Raw genomic sequence first — 23,923 nt, 5'->3', positions numbered from 1 at the left:
GCGGGGCTTTTTTTTGGAGACAGAACCCCGGCTTTTCGTGATAGATAGGCCTTGTTTGTTCAGGTAAATTTACCTAGAGTAGATACTTGCCATTTTACTAATAAATAACCAGAGAGACCTGCTGATGTCTGCCATTTTGTCCCGTATTTCAGTCATAAGCCTGGTCACTGTATTGTTGTGTAGCCAATTTGCTACTGCCAGTGCTGTGCGCCAGACAAAAGGTGATTTTGAAGATAAATTTCGTCAATTAGACGAAGTGCTTCCAACACCGAATATCTATCGTAATGCTGCCGGTGAGCCAGGCCAGCAATATTGGCAACAACAAGTCAATTATCAGATGGATGTAACCTTAGACGAAGCCAAGCGCCGTTTAAGTGCCAAACAACAAATTCAATACAAAAACAATTCACCTTATACGTTGAAATATTTATGGCTGCATTTAGACCAAAATATTTTCAAAAACGATTCAATGGCTGAAATGAGCACCGATTTTGGTGGTGTTGGCCGTCGCGGTCCTGCTACTTCGATAGGTGAAGGTGACATTACTGCTCGTTTGAGCCTAGAAGAGTTACGTCGCCAACAATTTATGGCCGATAACGAGCTGGGTTTTCAAATTAATAATGTGAAAAACAGCAAGGGTAAAACCTTAGCCGCCACGGTAGTGGGTACCTTAATGCGCATCGATTTAGACACGCCATTAAAACCCGGCCAGTCGATGGAGTTTAGTTTAGATTTTGCTTTTAACATCGTAGAAGAAGATGCGGTGTCAGCCCGTTCAGGTTATGAGCATTTTCCGGATGATGCGAATGAAGGTGGCAATGATATTTTCTTATTAGCTCAGTGGTTCCCGCGGTTAGTCGCTTACACCGATTACGAAGCGTGGACCAATAAAGAATTTTTAGGTCGCGGCGAATTCACCTTAGAGTTTGGTGATTATGATGTGAAATTAACGGTACCAGCCGATCACATAGTGTCAGCGACTGGTGAGTTACAAAACAGCAGTAAAGTGCTGACTAAACAGCAAATTGCACGGTTAGAGCAAGCGAAAACAGCGAAGCGGCCGGTGTTTGTTGTTACTGAAGAAGAAGCCTTAGAAAACGAAAAAGCCGGTACTAATGACAGCAAAACCTGGCATTTTAAAGCCAATAATGTGCGTGATTTTGCTTGGGCGTCATCACGTAAATTTATGTGGGATGCTAAAGGTTATCAACAAGGTGGCAAAGAGCAGCCGTTAGTCATGGCGATGTCGTTTTATCCTAAAGAAGGCGGCGATCTGTGGAAAAAGTATTCTACGGAATCTGTGGTGCATACCATGGAAGTGTATTCACGTTTTTCGTTTGATTATCCGTACCCAGTGGCACAGTCGGTTAACGGCCCTGTTGGTGGTATGGAATACCCGATGATCACATTTAACGGCCCTCGCACTAAGTTACAAGACGATGGCAGCCGTACCTATTCTCAAGCCGAAAAACGCTTCTTAATTGGCGTGGTGATCCATGAGATTGGTCATATTTATTTCCCGATGATTGTTAATTCGGACGAGCGTCAATGGACTTGGATGGATGAAGGCTTAAACAGCTTTTTAGACGGCGTTGCCGGTCGCGAGTGGGACCCTACTATTCCTTGGGGCGTTGAGCCTCGTGATATTGTCGATTACATGAAATCGGATGTTCAAGTGCCGATTATGACGCAATCCGACAGCGTATTACGTTTAGGCCCGAATGCTTACACCAAACCCGCTGCAGCATTAAATATTCTGCGTGAAGTGATCCTAGGTCGTGAGTTATTCGATTTCGCTTTTAAAGAATATGCCCAGCGCTGGAAATTTAAACGCCCAACGCCATCTGATTTTTTCCGTACCATGGAAGAAGCCAGCGGTGTTGATTTAGATTGGTTCTGGCGTGGCTGGTTTTACAGCACTGATCATGTGGATATTTCGTTAGACCGGGTCTATCAGTTACGCATGGATACCAAAGATCCTGATATTGATTTTGCACGTGAGCGCCAGCAAGAGTTAGACAAACCCACCTCATTGTTTGTTGAGCGCAACAAAGCGGCAGGTAAAGTACTGTGGATTGATAAAAACAAAGATATCACCGACTTTTATGATGAAAACGACCGTTTTACCGTAACCAATAAAGAACGTAATGCCTATAACAAGTTTTTAGCCGATTTAGAGCCGTGGGAGCGCACCGCGTTTGAACGTGCAGTAAAAGAAGATAAAAACTACTACGTACTGCAATTCAGTAATTTAGGTGGGTTAGTAATGCCCATCTTACTGCAACTGCATTACACCGATGGCAGCGTAGAAGATCAGATGATCCCTGCTGAGATTTGGCGTCGTAGCCCGAAAGCGGTGAATAAGATGATTGTGACGGCAAAAGACAAAGTGTTAAAAGAAGTGATTGTCGATCCTAAATGGGAAACCGCCGATGTCGATATTGAAAACAACTATTACCCACGTCGTATTATTCCGTCACGCGTAGAGGCTTACAAATCTGATAAGAGTAAAGCCAAAGTAAGCCGCGATATTATGCAAGACAGTAAAACTAAGCTAAAAGATCCGGCTGAAAAAACCGATGAAAAGCTTAAGGAAGGTAATTAATGCGTTATCTGCTTAGCCTGCTGTTACTGGCAGGCTTAGTTAGCCCAGGTTTTGCACATGAAATGAACGCGGCGGTCAGTACGGTATTGTTTAACGCGCGAAGCGGTAATATTGAAGTGATGCACCGTTTTTATGTGCATGATGCTGAACATGCGGTAAAACAATTGTTTGATAAACAAGCTGACTTGTTAAATAACGAACAAACCCAGCAAACATTCAGTCAGTATGTGACAAAGCAATTTGCTTTAACGCATTTAAACGGTGAACCGATAGCGTTAACCCTGATTGGCGGCCAGCTAGACGGTCGCTTCTTTTGGGTATACCAAGAGGCTGTAATGCCAGATGACTTGCCAGGGTTGCGGGTACATCACCGCTCTTTACAAGAGATTTGGCCAAAGCAGATTAACACCGTTAATATTGAAAGCATGAATGGCGTTAAAACCCTCAGTTTTGATAAAAACATGGATTGGCTAGACGTTAAATTTTGATATTAAAGCGATGTTAAAGTAGCAAAGTTGGAGTGACACATGATTATAGCTTGCCCATTTTGTCATGGTTTAAACCGTGTGCCGGCGGACAAAGCGGCCAACACTGCCCGTTGTGGTAAATGTAAGCAAGCTTTATTCACTGGCCAGCCATTAACCTTAACAAGTGCCAACTTTGCCGCCCATGCTGAAAAATCGGAATTACCTTTAGTTATTGATTTTTGGGCCAGTTGGTGTGGCCCTTGTCAAAGTTTTGCGCCCATATTCAGCCAAGCCGCTGCTGAGTTAGAACCTCAATTTCGTTTTGGTAAAATTGATACAGAACAGCAGCAAACCTTAGCAGCACGCTTTGCTATTCGTTCTATTCCCACTATTTTAGTGATACGCCAAGGTCAAACATTGGCGCAGCAAGCCGGTGCTTTACCGAAAAGCGCCTTTTATCAATTGCTACAGAAACTCAGTTAACCTTAGTTTGATCATAAAGTTGCCTTTGTTAGGAGTGAAGCATGAGTAAAAACACCTTTACCTTAAGCAGCCCAGATATTGCCGAAGGGCATTTTATGGCCAAGCAGCATGAATTTGATGGCTTTGGTTGTAACGGCCAAAATATTTCACCTGAATTACATTGGCATAATGCGCCAGCAGAGACCAAAAGTTTTGCATTGACGGTGTTTGATCCTGATGCGCCGACCGGCTCAGGTTTTTGGCATTGGATTGTCACCGATATTCCTGTGGCCGCAACCTGTTTAGCCAAAGGAGCAGGGACGGGCAGTTTACCGCCGGGTTGTCGTAGTTTTACCAATGATTATGGTATGAAAACCTTTGGTGGTGCTTGTCCACCAGAAGGCCATGGCATGCATCGTTATCAATTTACGATCTGGGCTTTACCAGAAGAAGCATTGCCTGCACCAGAGGGCGCCAGCGCCGCAGTAGTGGGGTTTATGCTAAATGCGATGGCATTAGCAAAGGCTACGTTAACGGCAACTTACGCGCGCGATTAGGCGAGTTACTACTATAGCCGCATAGCAGCGGCGATTTATTTCTCCTAAGCCTACAGGAACGCAGCTTTATGATGTTACCCCTGCGGATTAAAGTGTTGCTAGCTGGCTTTTTTAGCCAGCTGCTTTGCTTAGGTATTGCTCGTTTTGCTTACACGCCTTTATTACCATTAATGCAGCAACATACCGCTTTAGATGATGCCAGTGGTGGATATCTAGCTGCGGTGAATTACCTAGGGTATATGACAGGTGCGTTACTTGCGGCCCGTTTATCTAATTTGACCTTAAAAGATCGCTTATACCGAGCCGGTTTATTGATAGCCGTGCTAAGTACGGTAGGCATGGCGTTCACGGAAAACCTGTATCTGTGGTCATTTTGGCGGTTTCTCGCTGGGCTCAGCAGTGCCGGTTCCATGTTAATCGCTTCAGCGCTGATTATGCATTGGTTAATTAGCCATCAGCATCGTGCCGAGCTGGGAGTGCATTTTGCTGGTTTGGGTTTAGGTATCGCCCTGGCCGCTTTTTTAGTGGAAAGCATGGCCCGGTTACAGCTGGATTGGCAGCTACAATGGCAATTATTTGCGCTATTAGGGCTATTGCTGGCGATCCCTGCATGGCGATGGCTGCCGAAACCCGTGTTTAGCCCTGTCAGCCGTACCTCAGCCAGTGCGGATCGGCCACCGACTAAACGATTTTTACACTTGTTGTTGCTGAGTTATTTTTGTGCAGGTTACGGCTATGTGATTAGTGCGACCTTTATTGTGACTATTGTTGAGCGGATGCCAGGGCTTGCCGGTAGTGGCAACATCAGTTTTATCATCTTAGGCTTGGCGGGTGCGCCCGCCGTATTACTTTGGGATCGGGTCGCCCGTAAAACGGGCTATTTAACGGCGATTATTTTCGCGTTATGGCTGCAAGCTCTCGCCATTTTACTACCATTGTGGTTTAACAACTTGGCAGTGGTATTAGCCAGTGCGGCTTTATTTGGGGCGACCTTTGTTGCGGTGGTCAGTTTGGTATTAACCATGGCAGGGCGCTTATACCCGAGTAAACCGGCAAAATTGATGGGGAAAATGACTTTAGCTTATGGCAGTGCGCAAGTGATTGCACCGGCGCTAACCGGTTATTTAGCCCAGTTGACCGGCCACTTTTCGATCGGTTTATATTTAGCCGCGGGTTTTGTCGCTTTTGGTGCTTTGCTGATTACGCTACTCAAGTTTACGGATCGTACGGCACAACAACTTGATAATACTTAAATAAGTGCTATACCCACTACAGTGAATTAGCGTTGCCCAGAATGTTCAGTTTGCCTGCTGGCGATAATAATTAAAATAATTGCATCCAAAAACTCGGCTTATTCGGATTTTAGTATGCTAATAGGCCATAAGGAGTTTTTGTTATGTCTACCCCCCAACTGCTCGAACGCGATTTGCAACAAATTGCTTTGGGCGATACCGCGGCATTTCGTCGTTTATACGAAGCCACCTCTGCTAAGCTGTTTTCGGTCAGTTACACCATGCTGCGCCGTTCAGATTGGGCAGAAGAAGCACTGCAAGATACCTTTATTAAAGTATGGCATCGTGCCGCAGATTATTCGGTTTCAAAAGGCTCGGTAATGAGTTGGTTGATCAGTATTGTGCGTTATCGCTCCATTGATTTACTGCGTAATCGCGCTAATCAAGAATTGTCAGCCGATGATTTTGATGAGTTACCTGCTGCCGATATGCTTGAGTCGACTATCGAGTCGTTAGGTCAGGCGAAGAACCTGCGGATGTGCATGGACGAATTACAACCTACTACGCGCCAGTGTATTCAATTAGCGTTTGTGTGTGGGTTAAGTCATCAAGAAGTCAGTGAGCATATTAGTGAGGCATTAGGTTCGGTGAAAAGCTGGATCCGCCGCGGCCTAGATAGCTTAAAAAGGTGCTTACAACGATGAAATATCAGTCGACAGAACTACAACATCAATTGGCCGCCCGCTACGTGCTTGGCAGTATGCGTGGTTTAGCACGGCGACGTTTTCAGCGGCTACTGATGGATATTCCGGCTTTACGTGACGAAGTGGCGTTTTGGGAAGAGCATCTGCACGAGTTAACAGATGTGATCCCTTTGCGGCAACCCCCAGCTCAGGTATGGCAACGCATTCAAGAACGTTTAGGCTGGGTGCAAGCGCGCCCGGTGAGTCGTTTTAATTGGTCTTGGCTGCTAGGCGCAATGGCCAGTATCGTTTTATTGGTGAATGTGTTCATGCTAGTAAGCCCCGATCCGAGCATCATGCCTAGCCCACAACGTATCGCCGTGATTCAAAACGCAGATGCTCGAACGCTGTGGTTAATTGAGCAGCGCGATCAGCAACTTAAAGTTGCGGCTGTCGGCGCGATTGCACCATTGGCTAATGAAGATTATCAGTTATGGATGTTACCGGCTGATGGTACGGCGCCGGTGTCATTAGGGTTATTGCCGCAACAGGGTGAAGTGTTATTAGCATTAACCGATAAAATTGATTTGGCTTTAGTGGGCGCATTGGCGGTCAGTCGTGAACCTTTAGGCGGTTCACCTGAGCCATTCCCAACTGGTCCGGTATTATTTACGACGGATTTATTAATTATTTAAAAATAGTTGCATCTAATACGTCCACTCAATCGTTGCTTGAGCAGACCTGACAAAAATTGTTGGGTGTCATAATCAAAAAACGATTGAGAGGACAACAAGATGAATAGGAAAACCGTTATTGCTACTGCACTATTAGCTGCCTTGGCAACCACCACTACTGCTTTTGCTTCTAGCCACCGTGAAGCGCCCAACGTGACGCGCTTACCCACGATTGATTCCACCGATTTTTATATTTTTAATAGTTATGAATCGGGTCGCAGTGATTATGTCACCATTATTGCCAATTATATTCCGTTGCAAGATAGCTACGGTGGCCCGAATTATTTCGCGATGGATCCAGCAGCAGTGTATGCCTTGCATATCGATGCTAATGGCGATGCGATGGAAGATTTTACTTTTGAATTTCGCTTTAATAATAAACTACCCAATGGCGGTATTAAGTTACCGGTTGGCCCAAATGGTGTGATGGTCAGTGTACCGTTGAAACATGTTGGCCCAATCAGCGCCGGTAATAACGGTGCCTTGAATTACAGCGAAACATACAGCATGAGCTTAGTGACGGGCTCGCAAAGAACCGGCGCTCGTAGTGCGATTACAGGCGCTAATGGTCAAACTGAATTTGTGAAACCTTATGCTTATGTGGGTGAAAAAACCTTTGGTAACACAGCGGAATATTCTGCGTATGCCGATCAGTATATTTATGATGTCTCTATTCCAAATTGTAATGCAATGGGCCGGGTGTTTGTTGGTCAGCGTAAAGATCCCTTCACCGTTAACTTAGGCGAAACCTTTGATTTAGTAAATTATGTTCCCGTGGAAGGTGACAGTGCGCCCGGTGCGGGTGATGGCAATGGTTTCCCCGGCGGTATTACCCAATCAACCGCTAATGATGATTTAAACGATAAAAACGTTAATACCATTGCTTTAGAAGTGCCTAAGTCGTGTATTACGGGTTCGGGTAACGGTGTGATCGGGGCATGGACGACGGCCAGCTTATCGCAAGCACGTATTTTAAACCCGAATGCCACCTTGGAAAAACCGGAAGTAAACGGTGGTGCTTTAGTCCAAGTGTCACGTTTAGGCTCACCACTGGTGAATGAATTAGTCATTGGTATTGACGATAAAGATCGTTTTTCAAGCGCTCATCCGTCTGCTGATGGCCAATTTGCGACCTATGTAACCAATCCAACCTTACCGATTATTCTGGATTTATTGTTTAAAGATGCCGTTAACGCCACTTTAGGTACGTCATTTGACACTATCGCGCCAACACATTACCCACGTACTGACTTGGTTGCTGCCTTCTTAACGGGTTTTGCTGGTGTTAATCAGCAATCGATGGTGACAGCGTCAGAAATGTTGCGCTTAAACACGATGATCCCAGCTACCCCTGCTGAACAGCAATCTAATTTTGGTGTGGCGGGTAATGATTTAGCCGGTTTCCCAAATGGCCGTCGTCCTGGTGATGATGTGGTAGATATTGCACTGCGCGTGGTGATGGGGGCGTTATGTCATGATATTCCGGTAGCCGGTACACCGACCAATCTGGGCTTATGTCAGCCAGAAGATGCCAATGTGGGTACTGCGCCCTTTACTGATGGTGCACCAATAGATGCCAGCTTTATGAACACGAGTTTTCCGTATTTGATCGCGCCATTAGCCGGTTCACCACAATAAGGAGTCCGCAGCATGTTAAGCAAAAAATCTAAGCTGTGTCTGGCCTTAAGCACAGTATTGTTGGTGAGCGCCTGTAATGACTCCGCTGATAAAGCGGTGACACCCCAGGTTAATACGGCGCCACAAGCGGCCGCATCGTCGATAACCACTCGGACAGATACCGCGGTTACAGCGCGGTTAACTGCGGTAGATGCCGAAGGGGATAATCTTCGTTATAGCAGTAATACTGAACCAGCAAATGGTCAGGTGTTGATTGCCATCGATGGTGTCTTTACTTACACACCCAATGCTGAGTTTGTCGGTAGCGACAGTTTCAAATTTACGGTGTCGGATGGCAAGTTGAGCACAACGGCAACCGTTAGTGTGCAAGTCACGACCTTGCAAGTGTCGTTAAGAAGCGCAGTGCGTGATGCGTATGCGCAAGATGCGCAAAGTAAGCCGTTGTCAGTCAATGGCCGCGCTTTTAACCAAGACGTGTTAGATACCGCAGAGTTTGCCGATCTGGTGGCTGCGGGCGTGGTGGCGAACAATGAGTAAAAGCACCTACTGGCGTTTTGCCATAGGCGTGATGTTTAGCGTGGTGTGCGGCTCTGCCGCCGCCACGGCTGTTAAAGCTGAGCATTATGCTGAGTTAGTAATTCAGGGCAAGCAAGCTGCGCAGCATCAGTTGCATGAAGATGCCGAAATACTATGGCAGTTGGTGGCGCCGCGGTTAGCTTCATTGCCGGCAATAGAGCAAGCACAGTGGTGGTTGGCACAAGCGGATTTATTACAGTTCGAACATCGTTTTGCTGAAGCGTTAATGGCTTTAGAGCAGGTATTGGCGTTGCAGCAGTTACACGAGCCAGTGTATTTGATGCAAGCGCGTATTGCGTTAACGCGTGATGATTTAGCGCGAGCAACACAGGCTTGTCGTGCTTTAACCGGCTATAGCCAAATTGATGTAGTGGCAACCTGTTTACTCGAAGTAAAGGGTAGAGCCGGGCAATTAGAAAGCAGTTATACCCGTTTACAACAGCTGCATTGGCGTAATAGCAATTCAACTGAGGCATTACAGCAATGGCGACTACAAATCTTAGCTGAGCAAGCGCATTTGTTAGGGCGTTATAGCGAAGCGTTAGAGTGGCTGGATTACCCAAACTATTTTCAGCAACCGGAAGTGATGCAGCGGCAAATGCTGGATATTTTGCTACAAACCGGTCGAGCTGCAGAAGTGTTAGCGCTCTCTGGCGTTTGCCCAAAAGTGGATGCCTTACCCTCTGATAGCCTGTTAGTGCGGGTAGCCTATGCCGAAGCTCAACTTGGTGAGCAGCAATGCTGGCGCGAGGTGACTGCGCAGCGTATGCATTTGCGAGAGTTACGCGCCGATGCCTTACATACCGCAGATATTGCCTATTACTTTAGTTATGTTGCGCCAGATGGCGAAAAGGCTCGGTATTGGGCTAAACAAAATATGGCTGTGGCACAAGAGCCATTCGATAAACAATTACTTGCAGCAGCACAGGAGCTTGCACTATGAAACAGGCCTTACTTTATTCTGGTTTAATCATTAGCCTTTTGTTTGCTTGGCCCTCGCAGGCACACAAATTTAGCACCAGTTGGGTGCAAATGAGCAGTGGTGCCGATCACCCCGCAGAGTTTGATTGGAGTTGGTTGCTGGCCGAACATGACTTGGCCGTATTAGCGCCTTTTATGATGGATAATACTGGGCGCTTACTCGATGCGGATGCGTTGTTAGCCCAGCAAGTTCCCTTTAACAATGTGATTAATGACATGCTGCAATTTAATGTTGATTGCCCATTAGAAGTGTTACCGGTAGTGCATGTAGTACGCGAGGTGTATGCCGGCCAGCAGTCGGTGCGTATTTATGGTCATGCAGGTTGTCCCTTAGCATCATTACAGCAGGTTAGGGTGGCGCAGTTGTTTGATAAGTTAAAAGATCACAAAGTGATTGTCGAGCTAACTGACACGGCAGAGCGTAGCGTATTAAGCCAGAGCAAAACACAGTGGCAGTTAGCGGAATAAGCTTATTTACCGATACAAAATGAGCTAAAAATGCGTCCGAGTAAGTCATCACTACTAAATTCACCAGTGATTTCATTCAGATGTTGTTGAGTTAGCCTTAATTCTTCGGCCAGGATTTCACCTGCAATATAACTGTGCAGTTGTTCTTGGCCAGTACTCAGATGCTCCGCCGCGCGATCCAGTGCATCTAAATGGCGACGTCGAGCCAGAAAGCTGCCCTCAGTGCTGGCATCAAAGCCAATGCATTGTTTTAAATGTTCGCGCAGTGCATCAATACCATCACCGGTTTTAGCCGATAAACGATAAACCGGAGCTGCTGCTTGTTGGTCCGGTGTCATGGGCTCACCGGTAAGATCGGCTTTGTTGCGGATCACCGTTACGCCTAAATTAGCGGGTAGGCGATCGATAAAATCTGGCCAGATCTCGCGAGGGTCAGTGGCATCTGTGGTGGTGCCGTCTACCATAAACAGTACTCTGTCGGCTTGGGCGATTTCATTCCATGCTCGCTCAATACCAATTTGTTCCACTTGGTCGTTGGCTTCGCGCAGGCCGGCAGTATCGATAATATGCAGCGGCATGCCGTCGATATGAATATGTTCGCGTAAAACATCTCGGGTCGTACCGGCAATGTCGGTGACAATTGCCGCTTCACGCCCGGCTAAGGCATTTAATAAGCTGGATTTTCCGGCATTTGGGCGGCCAGCAATCACCACTTTCATGCCTTCACGAAGAATACTGCCTTGTGCCGCTTGTTTCTTCACGGTGGCTAAAAAGTCGATAATGTCGGCTAAGTCTGTGGCGACTTTGCCGTCTGATAGAAAATCAATTTCTTCATCTGGAAAGTCGATAGCCGCTTCAACATACATCCGCAGATAAATCACTTTTTCAACTAATTCATGAATACGCCGTGAAAACTCACCCTGTAAGGATTGCATGGCGCAGCGAGCGGCTTGTTCACTACTGGCATCAATTAAATCAGCAATGGCTTCGGCTTGAGCCAAGTCGAGTTTATCGTTTAAAAACGCGCGCTCTGAAAATTCGCCAGGGCGAGCAATGCGTACATTGGGTAATTGCAGCACTTGTTTAAGTAACATGTCCAGTAGTACTGGCCCGCCATGCCCTTGTAATTCCAGCACATCTTCGCCGGTAAACGAGTTTGGGCCTGGGAAGAACAACGCTATACCTTGATCCAGTAATTGCTGGTCTTTAGCATAAAAGCCTAAATATTCGGCGGCACGGGGTTTAGGGATTTTATGCAGTATGGCTTGGGCCACCGCTTTGCTGTCGGGGCCAGAAATACGAATAATGCCTACTCCGGCTCGACCTGGGGCAGTGGCTAAAGCGGCAATAGTATCAGTGCTAAACATAACATCCTCTGGGATAAAAAAAGCCTGCTGCATAATGCTAACAGGCTTAGTGTAGAACATCTTATCCGCAAGGGATAAGTTGCGCGGTATTAGGTTTTGCGGGTATGCAGACCTTTTTTCTCCATGCCGCGATAAATATACAGCATCTGGCCAAGTGAGATTAAGTTACTGACTAACCAGTATAATACTAAGCCACTTGGGAACCAGAAGAAGAATACGGAGAACGCGACAGGCATCCACATCATCAGCTTCTGTTGTAAAGGATCGGTGACCTGCATTGGCGTGAGTTTCTGCATCATAAACATACTCAAACCAAACAACACCGGTAACACATAGTATGGGTCTTTCGTTGATAAGTCGGTGATCCACAGCATAAATGGCGCATGGCGTAGTTCAATACTTTCAACAAATACCCAGTACAGTGCTAAGAAAATAGGCATTTGGATGAGCATGGGTAAACAGCCACCCATCGGGTTTACTTTCTCTTTGCGATATAATTCCATCATCGCTGGGCCCATTTTCTGCTTATCGTCTTTATAACGTGCTTGAAGTTCTTCAATTTTCGGCTTCAAGTTACGCATTTTCGCCATCGACTCATATTGGATCTTCGTCAGCGGGAACATTGCGCCTTTCACAATTAACGTAATACAGATAATCGCTAAACCCCAGTTGCTAACAAATAACTGAATTTTAGTCAGTAGCCAGAACAGTAATTGTGAGATAAACCACAGGAAACCGTAATCAACGGTAAGGTCTAGGCCATTGGCTAATTTGGCTAATTCGTCTTGGACTTTAGGGCCAGCATAAAACGTGGCTGTGATGCTGGCGCTTTGGCCCGGATCAATATCAATGGCAGTACCCAGCGCGCCAATAACGCCTTTGTTCGTGCCGTGGATGCGGCTGTATAACTGGTTAGTGCCTGCTGAGTCTGGGATCCAGGCAGCAACAAAGTAATGCTCTAACATGGCAACCCAACCTGCTTGAGTGCTGACGCTCAGGTTAGTTTTCTGCATGTCTTCAAAGTCATACTTTTTATAGCGTTCTTCGCCGCTACCAAAAGCGGCGCCACGGTATATCGGCATAAACATGCTGGCGCTTTCGCCACTATCAATGTTTTGTAATAAATGCTGATAAGGCTGAACCGTTTTGATTTCATCGCTGTTGTTGACGATAAAATATTCTACCCGGACATCATATTGTCCTGGCGTAAAGGTAAAGCGTTTTTCGATTTGCATGCCATTGTGCGTTAAGCGCAGTGGCACCACTAAGGGTTCAGTACCCTGAGCTTGATATTGGGCTTTTTCAACTTGATACAATGGCCGTTCAGTGCGGTCTGGGCCGTCACGGGCAATCAAACCAGATTGCGCAACATATTCAAAACCAGGAAGCTGACGCATCAATACATAAGGGGTGTTGCTGTCTTTGGTTAAGTTATGTTCAGGCAATTTAACACTAACAATATCACCACCGCGGCTATCAATCTCAAGTTCAAACACATCAGTGCTAACTTTAATGCGACGGTTTTGATCAATGTTGGGCGTGCTGTTGGCTACCGCCGGCGTGTCAGGGCTATCCATTAACATTGATGCCGAGCTGCCATTGTTAGCACTGCCACTTACCGTGCTGCTGACCTGTTGAGGGGCCACCGCCGGTTGCGGACCATAATCTTTTTGCCATTCCTGCCAGAGGAAAAAACTGACGATTGCCAGGGCAATTACTAGAAAACTGCGTTGTGAATCCATGGGTTAGCTTTTCTCATTATGCTTATCAGGAACGGGATCTTCACCACCTTGGTGAAACGGATGACATTTTAATATGCGTTTGCTGGCTAACCAAGCCCCTTTTGCTGCACCAAAGCGACCAATGGCCTCAATAGCATAATTTGAGCAAGTTGGGTGGAATCGGCAGCGAGGCCCCAATAGCGGGCTTATCAATAATTGATAACCTCGGACTAGGCCGAGCATCAACCAAACGATAAAGCGGTGTATTGGCGAGCGATCTTCTGCCATAGCCGTTCCAGTTGTTTCAGTAATTCATCATTAGGGGTGTTGCTAATATCCCCTTTTACCATGAGTACCAGATCCACACCGGGAAGCTGATGCTGATGCAAACGAAAGCTGTCGCGCACACATCGTTTAATACGATTGCGGTGCACGGCTAATTTAACACGTTTTTTGGCGATAGTAAGGCCAATTCGTGGATGAGCTAACTGATTGGGCTTTGCTAGAATGGTAAATAGGGGAGATGCGACCCGAAACGGGTTTTGAAAAACATTGTCAAACTGACTGGGAGTTAACAGACGTAACTCCCGGCCGAATCTGAAGCTGGGCACGCAGCGTTTAACGACCAGTTTAGGCTGTTAAACGTTTACGGCCTTTAGCACGACGACGTGCTAACACCTCACGACCATTTTTAGTGGCCATGCGGGCGCGGAAACCGTGGTTACGCTTGCGCTTTAATACGCTTGGTTGAAAGGTTCTTTTACTCATAATTTCATCCGTCCGGTCGAAATATTTACTAAGGTTATCTGTGTTTTAGCAAATACACCAAAACGCAGCTGACAAAAATGAGCGCGAATTTTAAGTACTCTGCGCCCTAAAGTCAATGCGATCCTTGCTTTAATTACGATCCTAGCCAGTCGCGATCCCTGTTTTACTAAAGTTTTCCACAGCCTAGGCGATCTTTTGCGAATAAAGTGTGAGTTATTTATTGTTTAAGCCAGATTTAACCCAGTTTTAGCTTGAGTATTCTTAAATAGAATAACGGTATAATAATTAATTAATACAAAGGTTTATCGTGTTACTGAGGGTGTTGTTAGGCTTTTTTAAAAAGTCAATCTTGAAGTTGTGGATAAGATCATACGATAATGCCGTTTGGCATTTCTACACCAGCCTTATCGATCATTATAATTCAGGCTTCAGGAGATCAGGTGTATCAGTCCGTTTGGCAAAATTGTCTGCAAGCTTTGCAAGCAGAACTCCCCGCGCAACACTTTAGTATGTGGATCCGTCCTTTACAGGCTGACAGCTCGGCTGACGCGTTGACGTTGTATGCTCCGAATCGTTTTGTATTGGATTGGGTGCGTGAAAAATACCTAAACCGGATCCTTGAACTGATCCGCGATTACTGTGGTGACAACGCACCGCGTTTACGCTTTGATGTGGGTACTAGCCAAAATAACGTCAAAGCTGCGCCCGCGCCACAACCGCATCTGATGCCGTCTGAAGTGGCTGTCGCTTCGCGAGAAATTGCAGAACCGGTTCCTAAAACCATAGTGCGCTCCAATATGCGCGCGAATTACACCTTTACTAACTTTGTTGAGGGTAAGTCGAACCAATTGGCTCGTGCGGCAGCCTCACAGGTGGCTGACAACCCTGGCACGGCTTATAACCCATTATTTATCTATGGCGGCACAGGTTTAGGTAAGACGCATTTATTACATGCGGTTGGTAATGGCATTTTAGCGAAGAAACCGGATGCAAAAGTGATCTACATGCATTCAGAGCGCTTTGTGCAGGATATGGTAAAAGCCTTACAAAACAATGCCATAGAAGAGTTTAAGCGCTATTACCGTTCGGTTGATGCGTTACTTATTGATGATATTCAATTTTTTGCCAACAAAGAACGTTCCCAAGAAGAATTCTTTCATACCTTTAATGCCTTGTTAGAAGGCAATCAACAGATCATTTTAACCAGCGATCGTTACCCCAAAGAAATTGATGGTGTCGAAGATCGCTTAAAATCACGCTTTGGTTGGGGTTTGACTATCGCGATCGAGCCACCTGAGCTTGAAACTCGGGTAGCGATCTTAATGCGTAAAGCGCAAGAAAATCAGATCCGCCTACCGGAAGAAGTGGCTTTTTTCGTGGCCAAGCGTTTGCGCTCAAATGTTCGCGAACTCGAAGGCGCCTTGAATCGGGTGATTGCTAATGCTAATTTCACCGGTCGGCCCATTACCATTGATTTTGTGCGGGAAGCCTTACGCGATTTATTAGCCCTACAAGATAAGCTGGTGACGATCGAAAATATTCAAAAGACCGTAGCCGAATATTACAAAATCCGTATCGCGGATTTACTGTCTAAACGGCGTTCCCGTTCGGTAGCGCGACCGCGGCAAATGGCGATGGCGTTAGCGAAAGAGCTCACCAACCATAGTTTGCCAGAAATTGGGGATGCTTTTGGTGGTCGCGATCATACAACTGTGCTTCATGCCTGTCGTAAGATTGAATCGCTGAAAGAAGAAACACATGAAATTAAAGAAGATTTCCAAAATCTTATTCGAACATTATCGTCTTAACAGGGTTTTGTTATGCAATTTGTGATTAACCGTGACGCCTTACTGAAGCCGCTACAAATGGTCTCGGGTGCTATTGAGCGCCGCCATAATTTGCCAATTTTATCGAATGTGTTATTGGATGTTAGCGCCGATACACTGTCACTGACCGGTACCGATTTAGAAGTAGAGTTGGTTGCTAGCACGGTACAATTGCAAGTACACAGTGCGGGGCGGATTACTGTGCCGGCAAAAAAGCTGTTAGATATTTGCCGCAGCTTACCGGAAAACAGCGATATCGCAGTGCAGGTGCAAGGTGAAAATTGTATTTTAAGCAGTGGCAAAACCAAATTTACGTTATCCACGCTCAATGCTGCTGAATACCCCAATTTAGAAACCTGGCAAGGCGAGGTTGAGTTATCACTGACCCGCCAACAGTTGCGCAAGTTATTAGATGATACGGCCTTTTCAATGGCCAATCAGGATGTACGCTATTACTTAAATGGTTTGTTGTTTGAAGTGGATAACGGCAACTTATCTGCCGTGGCAACTGATGGCCATCGTTTAGCCATGAGTACCTTAGCGTTGCCGTCTTATGCTGGCCAACAAAAGCAGATTATTATTCCACGCAAAGGTGTTTTAGAAATTATGCGCTTGCTGGCGAATGATGAGCAGTTGGTCACCTTGAGCCTTGGCCAAAATCATATTCGTTTAAGTGACAGCAGTTTTAGTTTTAGCAGTAAATTAATTGATGGCCGTTTCCCCGATTACCGCCGTGTGTTGCCGCGCAACAGTACCAAGCAAGTGACCGCGCATCGTACCGTATTAAAAGATGCCTGTACTCGCGCCTCTATTTTATCGAATGAAAAATACCGCGGTGTGCGTTTTACCCTAAGTTCTTCTGAACTGCAGATTGTGGCGAACAACCCTGAACACGAGCAAGCAGAAGAAGTGATCGAAGTGGAGTACGAAGGGGATAACCTCGAAATTGGTTTTAATGTCGGTTATTTACTGGATGTATTAAATAGCTTGAATACCGATCTGGTGATCCTGAATTTAAATGATTCCAATTCTAGTGCCTTAATAGAAGGTGTGGGTAACGTTGGTGCTGCCTACGTTGTCATGCCGATGCGCTTATAATTCTGTTGTTGTCTAAAGCATGTCGTTAATCTCGCTGCAGCTTAAGCAGTTCCGTAATTTTTCGGAACTGCAGTTTAACGCGCATGCGCAGTGCAATCTGATTTGCGGTGAGAATGGCAGCGGCAAAACCAGCTTATTAGAAGCAATTTACTATCTGGCGCATGGGCGTTCCTTCAGAAGTAGTCGGCATCAACGTTTAATTCAATACGAGCAAGAGCACTTTGTACTGCATGCCAAGGTTGCTGATGCTGAGCAAACCTTTAGCTTAGGCTTGCAACGCGACAAGCAAGCCGAATTGCTATTGCGGTTAAATGCGGCCAGTAACTGTAAGTTAGCCGATTTTGCGGCCTTGTTGCCGGTGCAATTAATTACGCCTGACAGTTTTAAATTATTTTTTGGTGGCCCGAAAGAGCGTCGTCAATATTTTGATATGGGTGTGTTCCACGTGGAACACACCTTCTATACCGTTTGGTTGCAGTTTAGTCGGGTTCTGAAACAACGTAATGCCTTGTTAAAGCAAAGCCGTGCTTATGATCAACAATTTGATTATTGGGACCAGCAATTAGTTAGTTTGGCTTGGCAGTTACAATCGTTGCGAGAGCATTATATCGGACTGCTGCAACATGAATATTTGAAGCTAGTAGAGGGTAATTCACTGTTAGCTGAAGTGAGTTTGCAATTACAAGCGGGTTGGCCAGAGCGGGTGCAAAGCCCAGCCGATTTGAAACAACTGTTAGAACAAAATTTTCAGCAAGATATGCGGCAGGGTTTTACTCAATATGGCCCACAAAAAGCGGATTTAAAACTTCGAAGAAAGCAGCTGGTGGTTGAAGAAGTATTATCCCGTGGGCAGCTAAAAGTGTTATTATTTGCGCTTAAAATCGCACAAAACAATGTGATAGGTAGCAGCGGCAAGAAACAGCCCTTGTTATTGATTGATGATTTAGCATCCGAGTTGGATGCCAGTTCCACCCAAACGGTTTTTAATTATTTAAACAATATTAATTCGCAGGTTTTTATAACAGCAATTAATGCTGATCAGGTTTCACCTTTTATACCGGCTTCGCGCCGGCAAATGTTTCACGTGGAACACGGTCAGATAACAAGCACGGACAGATAGAGATGGCCGAAGAGCATAATTACGATTCCTCAAGTATTAAAGTATTAAAAGGTCTGGATGCAGTACGTAAAAGACCCGGTATGTATATCGGTGATACCGATGACGGTACGGGTTTACACCATATGGTATTCGAGGTGGTCGACAATTCCATCGATGAAACCTTAGCAGGCTACTGTACTGACATCTGGGTCACCATTCACAGTGATGGTTCGGTCTCTGTTCGTGATAACGGTCGTGGCGTACCTACTGATATGCACGAAGAAGGCGTTTCAGCCGCTGAAGTTATCATGACCGTGCTGCATGCCGGCGGTAAATTTGACGATAACTCTTATAAAGTGTCGGGTGGTTTGCACGGTGTGGGCGTATCCGTTGTTAATGCCTTATCTGACAAATTAGAACTGACCATTCGCCGTAAAGGCAAAGTGCATAACCAAATTTATCATCTGGGTGTACCACAAGCACCTTTAGCGGTAATCGGTGAAACAGAAGGTTCAGGTACGGCCATTCGTTTTTGGCCAAGCCCAACTATTTTCTCTGACATCAATTATCACTACGATATTTTAGCGAAACGTTTACGCGAACTGTCGTTCTTAAACTCGGGCGTAAGTATTATCTTAACCGACGAGCGTAACGATAAAAGCGACCATTTTAAGTATGAAGGTGGTATCGAAGCCTTTGTACAGTATTTGAATCGTAGTAAAACCAGCGTGCATCCAAAAGCGTTCTATTTTTCTGATCAGCGCGAAGACGGTATTTCAGTTGAAGTGGCGATGCAGTGGAACGACAGCTATCAAGAAAACGTATTTTGTTTTACTAACAACATTCCGCAACGCGATGGTGGTACTCACTTAGCGGGCTTCCGTGGTGCCTTAACCCGCGTGCTAAATACCTACATTGAGCATGAAGGTTATGCGAAAAAAATGAAGGTACAAGCTTCTGGTGATGATGCCCGTGAAGGTTTGACGGCGGTGATCAGTGTTAAAGTGCCTGATCCAAAATTCAGTTCGCAAACTAAAGACAAATTGGTTTCTTCAGAAGTACGCTCTGCTGTTGAAAGCGTTATGGGCGAAAAGCTCAACGAATATTTGTTAGAAAACCCAGGTGATGCCAAAATTATCGTCGGTAAGATTGTTGATGCAGCACGTGCGCGTGATGCCGCGCGTAAAGCGCGTGAAATGACACGCCGTAAAGGGGCGCTGGATATTGCCGGTTTACCGGGTAAATTAGCCGACTGCCAAGAAAAAGATCCTGCGTTATCTGAACTGTACATTGTAGAGGGTGACTCTGCGGGTGGTTCAGCCAAGCAAGGCCGTAACCGTAAAAACCAAGCTATTCTGCCGTTAAAAGGTAAAATCTTAAACGTTGAAAAAGCGCGTTTTGATAAGATGTTATCTTCACAAGAAGTGGGCACCTTAATCACGGCTTTAGGTTGTGGTATCGGTCGCGAAGAATATAACCCCGACAAAACGCGTTATCACAGCATCGTATTAATGACGGATGCTGACGTCGACGGTTCGCATATTCGTACCTTATTACTGACGTTCTTCTATCGGCAAATGCCTGAGTTGATCGAACGTGGTTACATCTATATTGCTCAGCCACCGCTGTTTAAAGTGAAAAAAGGCAAGCAAGAGCAATACATTAAAGATGAGCCCTCATTAGTTGAGTACTTAACGACGCTGGCTTTAGATGAAGCCTATTTGCATGTTAATGAAAATGCCCCTGGCATTGGTGGTGAAGTACTGGAAAAACTGGTGCGTCAATATCATAAAGCTACCAGCATTATTCAACGTTTAAGCCGTAAGATCCCACAGAACTTACTAACCGAACTGATTTACATTGCCGGTTTAACCACTGAGACCATGAAAAATCAAACGGCGGTAGAAGAATGGGTAAAAACCTTAGCGAAGCGTTTAGATGAGAAAGAAGGTGACGGCTCAATTTATAAATACGATGTGGTAGAAGATCGCGAGCGGCAGTTATTCCAGCCAAAAGTGATTATTCGTCAGCATGGCATCGATAACGAATACTTGTTACATCACGATTTTATTACCTCTCGTGACTATTTAAGCCTAGCAGCCTTAGGTGATGAGATCCGTGACTTAATCGAAGAAGGCGGTTATATCCGTCGTGGCGAGAAAGTGAAACCAGTAGCCACATTCCGTGAAGCCTTAGACTGGTTAATGTCTGAGTCGAAGCGCGGTTTGTATATTCAGCGTTATAAAGGGCTAGGGGAAATGAACCCCGATCAGCTTTGGGAAACCACCATGGACCCACAAAATCGCCGGATGCTGCAGGTAAGGATCGAGGACGCTATCGGTGCTGATCAACTGTTTTCAACCCTGATGGGGGATCACGTTGAACCACGGCGAGCCTTTATAGAAGAGAATGCTTTATACGTCGCAAACTTAGACGTGTAACCGCACAATACCAAGTAGGGGCTTTTCAGCCCCTCAGTTATTTTAGTGAGTTAGTAGCGCATGCATAAATACGATACGAAAACCTTTCAGGGGCTAATCTTAGCCTTGCAGGATTACTGGGCGCGTCAAGGCTGCGTTATTGTTCAGCCGTTAGACTTAGAAGTGGGCGCAGGTACTTTTCATCCTATGACCTTCCTGCGTTCGTTAGGCCCCGAGCCAACCAACGTTGCTTATGTGCAACCTTGTCGTCGGCCTACGGATGGTCGTTATGGCGAAAATCCAAACCGTTTACAACATTACTATCAGTTCCAAGTTATCCTGAAACCCTCACCTGATAATATTCAGGAGTTGTACTTAGGCTCTTTAGAAGAGTTAGGTTTAGATACCTTGGTACATGATATTCGCTTTGTCGAAGACAACTGGGAATCGCCTACGTTAGGTGCTTGGGGTTTAGGATGGGAAGTGTGGTTAAACGGCATGGAAGTCACACAGTTCACTTATTTCCAGCAAGTCGGTGGCTTAGAGTGTCGTCCGGTGACCGGTGAGATTACCTACGGCCTAGAGCGTCTGGCCATGTATATCCAAGGTGTTGATTCCATCTATGATCTCGTTTGGGCTGATGGCCCCTTAGGCCGTGTGACTTATGGAGACGTATTCCATCAGAATGAAGTTGAACAATCAACTTACAACTTTGAACATGCCGATGTACCTGCCTTGTTTAGCTACTTTGACCAGTGTGAAAAAGAAAGCCAATATCTGATTGAAAAAGGCTTGGCATTACCAGCCTACGAAAAAGTCATGAAAGCGTCGCATGCTTTTAACTTATTAGATGCCCGACACGCCATTTCAGTAACTGAGCGTCAGCGTTATATCTTACGAGTGCGGGCTTTAGCGAAAGCCTGTGCTGAAGCTTATTTTGCTACGCGAGAAAAATTAGGTTTTCCGCTTTGCAAAACGCAGCCTGCAGTTCAAAAGGAGGCCAAATAATGAGCGCTCAGGATTTTCTGGTTGAGATTGGTACTGAAGAGTTACCACCAAAAGCACTGACAACCTTAGCCACGGCTTTTGCAGACAACATTACGGCGGAATTAGCCAAATTAGAATTACAACATGGCACGGTGCAATGGTACGCTGCACCGCGTCGCTTAGCTGTGCGCGTTAATCAATTAGCGGCACAACAAGCTGATAAAGTAGTAGAAAAGCGTGGCCCTGCTATTGCAGCCGCTTTTGATAAAGCAGGTGAGCCCACCAAGGCTGCTCAAGGCTGGGCCGCAGGTTGTGGCATTAGCGTGGCCGAAGCCGAGCGCTTAGAGACCGATAAAGGCGCTTGGTTGTTGTGTAAACAATTACAAAAAGGCCAAAGTACCACCGCGTTATTAGCCGAGGTGATTACTAGCGCTTTAGCCAAACTGCCCATCGCCAAACCGATGCGCTGGGGCAGTTCCGATGCTGAATTTATTCGACCTGTGCATACCATTATTATGCTGTACGGTGCTGCTGTTGTTCCTGCAACCATCTTAGGTCGACAAAGCGGTAATCAAACGCACGGCCATCGTTTCCATGCGCCGGCTAAAGTTACCGTAAAAGATGCTGATGCTTACTTAGCCGTGTTAGAACAAGCTTATGTCATTGCTGACTTTAGTCGTCGTAAAGCCTTTATTGCTGAGCACGTTACTGCTGCAGCTAAACAGCTCGATGCACAAGTGCAATGGGATGATGCCCTGCTCGAAGAAGTGACCGCCTTAGTAGAATGGCCGGTTGTTTTAGTGGGAAGCTTTGAAGAAAGTTTCTTGCAAGTGCCAGCTGAGCCACTTATTTCAACCATGAAAGACAACCAAAAATACTTTCCATTGCGTGATCAGCAAGGCAAGTTATTAAACAAATTTGTGTTTGTCGCGAACATCGCCAGTAAAGATCCGCAGCAAATTATCTCGGGTAACGAGAAAGTGGTGCGGCCGCGTCTATCAGATGCACAGTTCTTCTTTAATACAGATCGCAAAACTAAGTTAGTGGATCGCTTAGAAAGCTTAAGCACCGTGTTATTCCAACAGCAATTAGGTACCTTAGCGGAAAAATCGGAGCGGATCAGTCAGGTTGCTGCCTATATTGCTAAGCAAATTGGTGCTGATGAAACGGCGGCAGCACGCGCCGGTTTATTATCTAAAACCGATTTAATGACCAATATGGTCGGTGAGTTCCCAGAGGTACAAGGTATTATGGGAATGCACTATGCACGCTTAGATGGTGAAGCGGAAACCGTAGCATTAGCGCTCAATGAGCAATATATGCCGCGTTTTGCCGGTGATCAATTACCGAGTCGTTTAGAAGGTGCCGCAGTAGCTATTGCCGATAAATTAGATACTTTAGTCGGTATTTTCGGCATTGGCCAAGTGCCGAAAGGGGATAAAGATCCTTTTGCACTGCGTCGTGCAGCCATTGGTGCTTTGCGTATTATGGTCGAAAAGCAACTGCCATTAGACTTAGTCGACTTAATTCGCTTTAGCCAGCAGACTTTTGGCAGTAAATTGACGCATTCAGAGGTGGCTAATGACGTCGTCGACTTTATGCTAGGCCGCTTCCGTGCTTGGTATCAAGACGAAGGTTACAGCATTGATGTGATCCAAGCCGTACTTGCGCGCCGTCCAACCAACCCTGCAGACTTTGACCGTCGGGTGAAGGCGGTAGCCGCGTTCCGTAAGCTTGAGGCCGCCTTAGCGTTGGCAGCAGCGAATAAACGCGTTGCAAATATTCTTGCTAAGGTAGACACCGCCATAGCGGATACTGTGCAAGAAAACTTACTGCAGGAAAGCGCGGAACAAGCGTTGTTTAGTGCAATAAAGGCAGAGCAAGTGTATCAGGCGAGTGTTAGTGATTACACCAGCGCGTTAAGCCATCTTGCCGCCTTACGTGAGGTAATTGATCATTTCTTTGATCAAGTGATGGTCAATGCAGATGATGCCGCCGTCAGGGCGAATCGTTTAGCGTTATTAAAACAGTTACGCGAATTATTTTTGCAGGTTGCTGATATCTCAGTATTGCAATAAACCATAAAACGTTAAAAAAGCCAGCATGTTGCTTAATGCCGGTCAGTTAAGCTGGCCGGCATTTTTCTTTCGGACAGGGTATTTCTGCTTACTCGACTTTAGGCAGCGAGGATAACATCGCTCTCGGCGTCCAGGTAGTAAGAAGTAGGACGCCAT

Annotated in this window: 22 protein-coding genes; 17 read left to right on the top strand and 5 right to left on the bottom strand. The window is 45.9% G+C overall.

Annotation, left to right across the window (positions count from 1 at the left end; genetic code table 11):
- Positions 1 to 124 precede the first annotated feature (124 nt).
- From LMJ53_RS11300 to LMJ53_RS11250, 11 genes are all read left to right on the top strand, one after another.
- Positions 125 to 2,605: a M1 family metallopeptidase gene (locus tag LMJ53_RS11300; RefSeq protein ID WP_229586156.1), complete on the top strand. Its 2,481-nt coding sequence runs from the start codon at positions 125 to 127 to the stop codon at positions 2,603 to 2,605.
- Positions 2,605 to 3,093 (top strand): DUF6702 family protein, encoded by a 489-nt coding sequence (locus LMJ53_RS11295; protein WP_229586155.1) that lies wholly within the window; start codon positions 2,605 to 2,607, stop codon positions 3,091 to 3,093. Before LMJ53_RS11300 ends, LMJ53_RS11295 begins: the two co-directional genes overlap by 1 nt.
- A 39-nt stretch (positions 3,094 to 3,132) precedes the next feature.
- Entirely contained in the window at positions 3,133 to 3,555 is a 423-nt protein-coding gene (gene trxC / locus LMJ53_RS11290) for a thioredoxin TrxC (RefSeq protein WP_229586154.1), read from the top strand.
- 41 nt (positions 3,556 to 3,596) lie between these two features.
- On the top strand, positions 3,597 to 4,091 hold the full coding sequence (locus LMJ53_RS11285) for a YbhB/YbcL family Raf kinase inhibitor-like protein (RefSeq protein WP_229586153.1): 495 nt from the start codon (positions 3,597 to 3,599) through the stop codon (positions 4,089 to 4,091).
- A 68-nt stretch (positions 4,092 to 4,159) separates the two neighbouring features.
- Positions 4,160 to 5,344 (top strand): YbfB/YjiJ family MFS transporter, encoded by a 1,185-nt coding sequence (locus LMJ53_RS11280; RefSeq protein ID WP_229586152.1) that lies wholly within the window; start codon positions 4,160 to 4,162, stop codon positions 5,342 to 5,344.
- Between the two features lie 143 nt (positions 5,345 to 5,487).
- Entirely contained in the window at positions 5,488 to 6,027 is a 540-nt protein-coding gene (locus LMJ53_RS11275; protein WP_229586151.1) for a sigma-70 family RNA polymerase sigma factor, read from the top strand.
- Positions 6,024 to 6,701, top strand: a complete 678-nt coding sequence (locus LMJ53_RS11270) for an anti-sigma factor (RefSeq protein ID WP_229586150.1) — start codon at positions 6,024 to 6,026, stop codon at positions 6,699 to 6,701. Before LMJ53_RS11275 ends, LMJ53_RS11270 begins: the two co-directional genes overlap by 4 nt.
- Before the next feature lie 99 nt (positions 6,702 to 6,800).
- Complete coding sequence (locus LMJ53_RS11265; protein WP_229586149.1) at positions 6,801 to 8,378, top strand: DUF4331 domain-containing protein; 1,578 nt, start codon at positions 6,801 to 6,803, stop codon at positions 8,376 to 8,378.
- 12 nt (positions 8,379 to 8,390) lie between these two features.
- Complete coding sequence (locus LMJ53_RS11260; RefSeq protein ID WP_229586148.1) at positions 8,391 to 8,915, top strand: Ig-like domain-containing protein; 525 nt, start codon at positions 8,391 to 8,393, stop codon at positions 8,913 to 8,915.
- Entirely contained in the window at positions 8,908 to 9,897 is a 990-nt protein-coding gene (locus tag LMJ53_RS11255) for a hypothetical protein (RefSeq protein WP_229586147.1), read from the top strand. Before LMJ53_RS11260 ends, LMJ53_RS11255 begins: the two co-directional genes overlap by 8 nt.
- Positions 9,894 to 10,403: a hypothetical protein gene (locus tag LMJ53_RS11250; RefSeq protein WP_229586146.1), complete on the top strand. Its 510-nt coding sequence runs from the start codon at positions 9,894 to 9,896 to the stop codon at positions 10,401 to 10,403. Before LMJ53_RS11255 ends, LMJ53_RS11250 begins: the two co-directional genes overlap by 4 nt.
- 2 nt (positions 10,404 to 10,405) lie before the next feature.
- Here the strand turns inward: LMJ53_RS11250 and mnmE are convergent, their stop codons facing one another.
- The 5 genes from mnmE to rpmH form a co-directional block, all read right to left on the bottom strand.
- A complete protein-coding gene (gene mnmE / locus LMJ53_RS11245) occupies positions 10,406 to 11,770 on the bottom strand; it encodes a tRNA uridine-5-carboxymethylaminomethyl(34) synthesis GTPase MnmE (protein ID WP_229586145.1) in 1,365 nt (454 codons plus the stop codon).
- 89 nt (positions 11,771 to 11,859) lie between these two features.
- A complete protein-coding gene (yidC, locus tag LMJ53_RS11240; RefSeq protein ID WP_229586144.1) occupies positions 11,860 to 13,512 on the bottom strand; it encodes a membrane protein insertase YidC in 1,653 nt (550 codons plus the stop codon).
- A 3-nt stretch (positions 13,513 to 13,515) separates the two neighbouring features.
- Complete coding sequence (gene yidD / locus LMJ53_RS11235) at positions 13,516 to 13,779, bottom strand: membrane protein insertion efficiency factor YidD (RefSeq protein ID WP_226750675.1); 264 nt, start codon at positions 13,777 to 13,779, stop codon at positions 13,516 to 13,518.
- On the bottom strand, positions 13,734 to 14,102 hold the full coding sequence (gene rnpA / locus LMJ53_RS11230) for a ribonuclease P protein component (protein WP_226750676.1): 369 nt from the start codon (positions 14,100 to 14,102) through the stop codon (positions 13,734 to 13,736). The genes yidD and rnpA overlap by 46 nt, the downstream gene beginning before the upstream one ends.
- A 19-nt stretch (positions 14,103 to 14,121) precedes the next feature.
- A complete protein-coding gene (gene rpmH / locus LMJ53_RS11225; RefSeq protein WP_226750677.1) occupies positions 14,122 to 14,259 on the bottom strand; it encodes a 50S ribosomal protein L34 in 138 nt (45 codons plus the stop codon).
- A 440-nt stretch (positions 14,260 to 14,699) separates the two neighbouring features.
- Between rpmH and dnaA the strand changes: the two genes are divergently transcribed.
- The 6 genes from dnaA to glyS are packed head-to-tail and all read left to right on the top strand — an operon-like array spanning position 14,700 to position 23,767.
- Complete coding sequence (gene dnaA, locus LMJ53_RS11220) at positions 14,700 to 16,067, top strand: chromosomal replication initiator protein DnaA (RefSeq protein WP_229586143.1); 1,368 nt, start codon at positions 14,700 to 14,702, stop codon at positions 16,065 to 16,067.
- 12 nt (positions 16,068 to 16,079) lie between these two features.
- Complete coding sequence (gene dnaN / locus LMJ53_RS11215; RefSeq protein WP_226750679.1) at positions 16,080 to 17,183, top strand: DNA polymerase III subunit beta; 1,104 nt, start codon at positions 16,080 to 16,082, stop codon at positions 17,181 to 17,183.
- A 19-nt stretch (positions 17,184 to 17,202) separates the two neighbouring features.
- Positions 17,203 to 18,303, top strand: coding sequence for a DNA replication/repair protein RecF (gene recF, locus LMJ53_RS11210; RefSeq protein WP_229586142.1), 1,101 nt, complete (start codon positions 17,203 to 17,205; stop codon positions 18,301 to 18,303).
- Positions 18,304 to 18,305: 2 nt separating this feature from the next.
- A complete protein-coding gene (gyrB, locus tag LMJ53_RS11205; RefSeq protein WP_229586141.1) occupies positions 18,306 to 20,723 on the top strand; it encodes a DNA topoisomerase (ATP-hydrolyzing) subunit B in 2,418 nt (805 codons plus the stop codon).
- A gap of 60 nt (positions 20,724 to 20,783) precedes the next feature.
- The gene (glyQ, locus tag LMJ53_RS11200) at positions 20,784 to 21,710 is read left to right on the top strand and encodes a glycine--tRNA ligase subunit alpha (protein ID WP_229586140.1); all 927 of its coding nucleotides are present in this window, start codon (positions 20,784 to 20,786) and stop codon (positions 21,708 to 21,710) included.
- The gene (gene glyS, locus LMJ53_RS11195) at positions 21,710 to 23,767 is read left to right on the top strand and encodes a glycine--tRNA ligase subunit beta (protein ID WP_229586139.1); all 2,058 of its coding nucleotides are present in this window, start codon (positions 21,710 to 21,712) and stop codon (positions 23,765 to 23,767) included. The genes glyQ and glyS overlap by 1 nt, the downstream gene beginning before the upstream one ends.
- Positions 23,768 to 23,923: the final 156 nt, after the last annotated feature.

Origin of the sequence: Rheinheimera sp. UJ51 (assembly GCF_020819615.1) — a bacterium.
Taxonomy (GTDB): domain Bacteria; phylum Pseudomonadota; class Gammaproteobacteria; order Enterobacterales; family Alteromonadaceae; genus Alishewanella; species Alishewanella maricola.
This window is presented reverse-complemented; position numbering and strand designations above follow the sequence as displayed.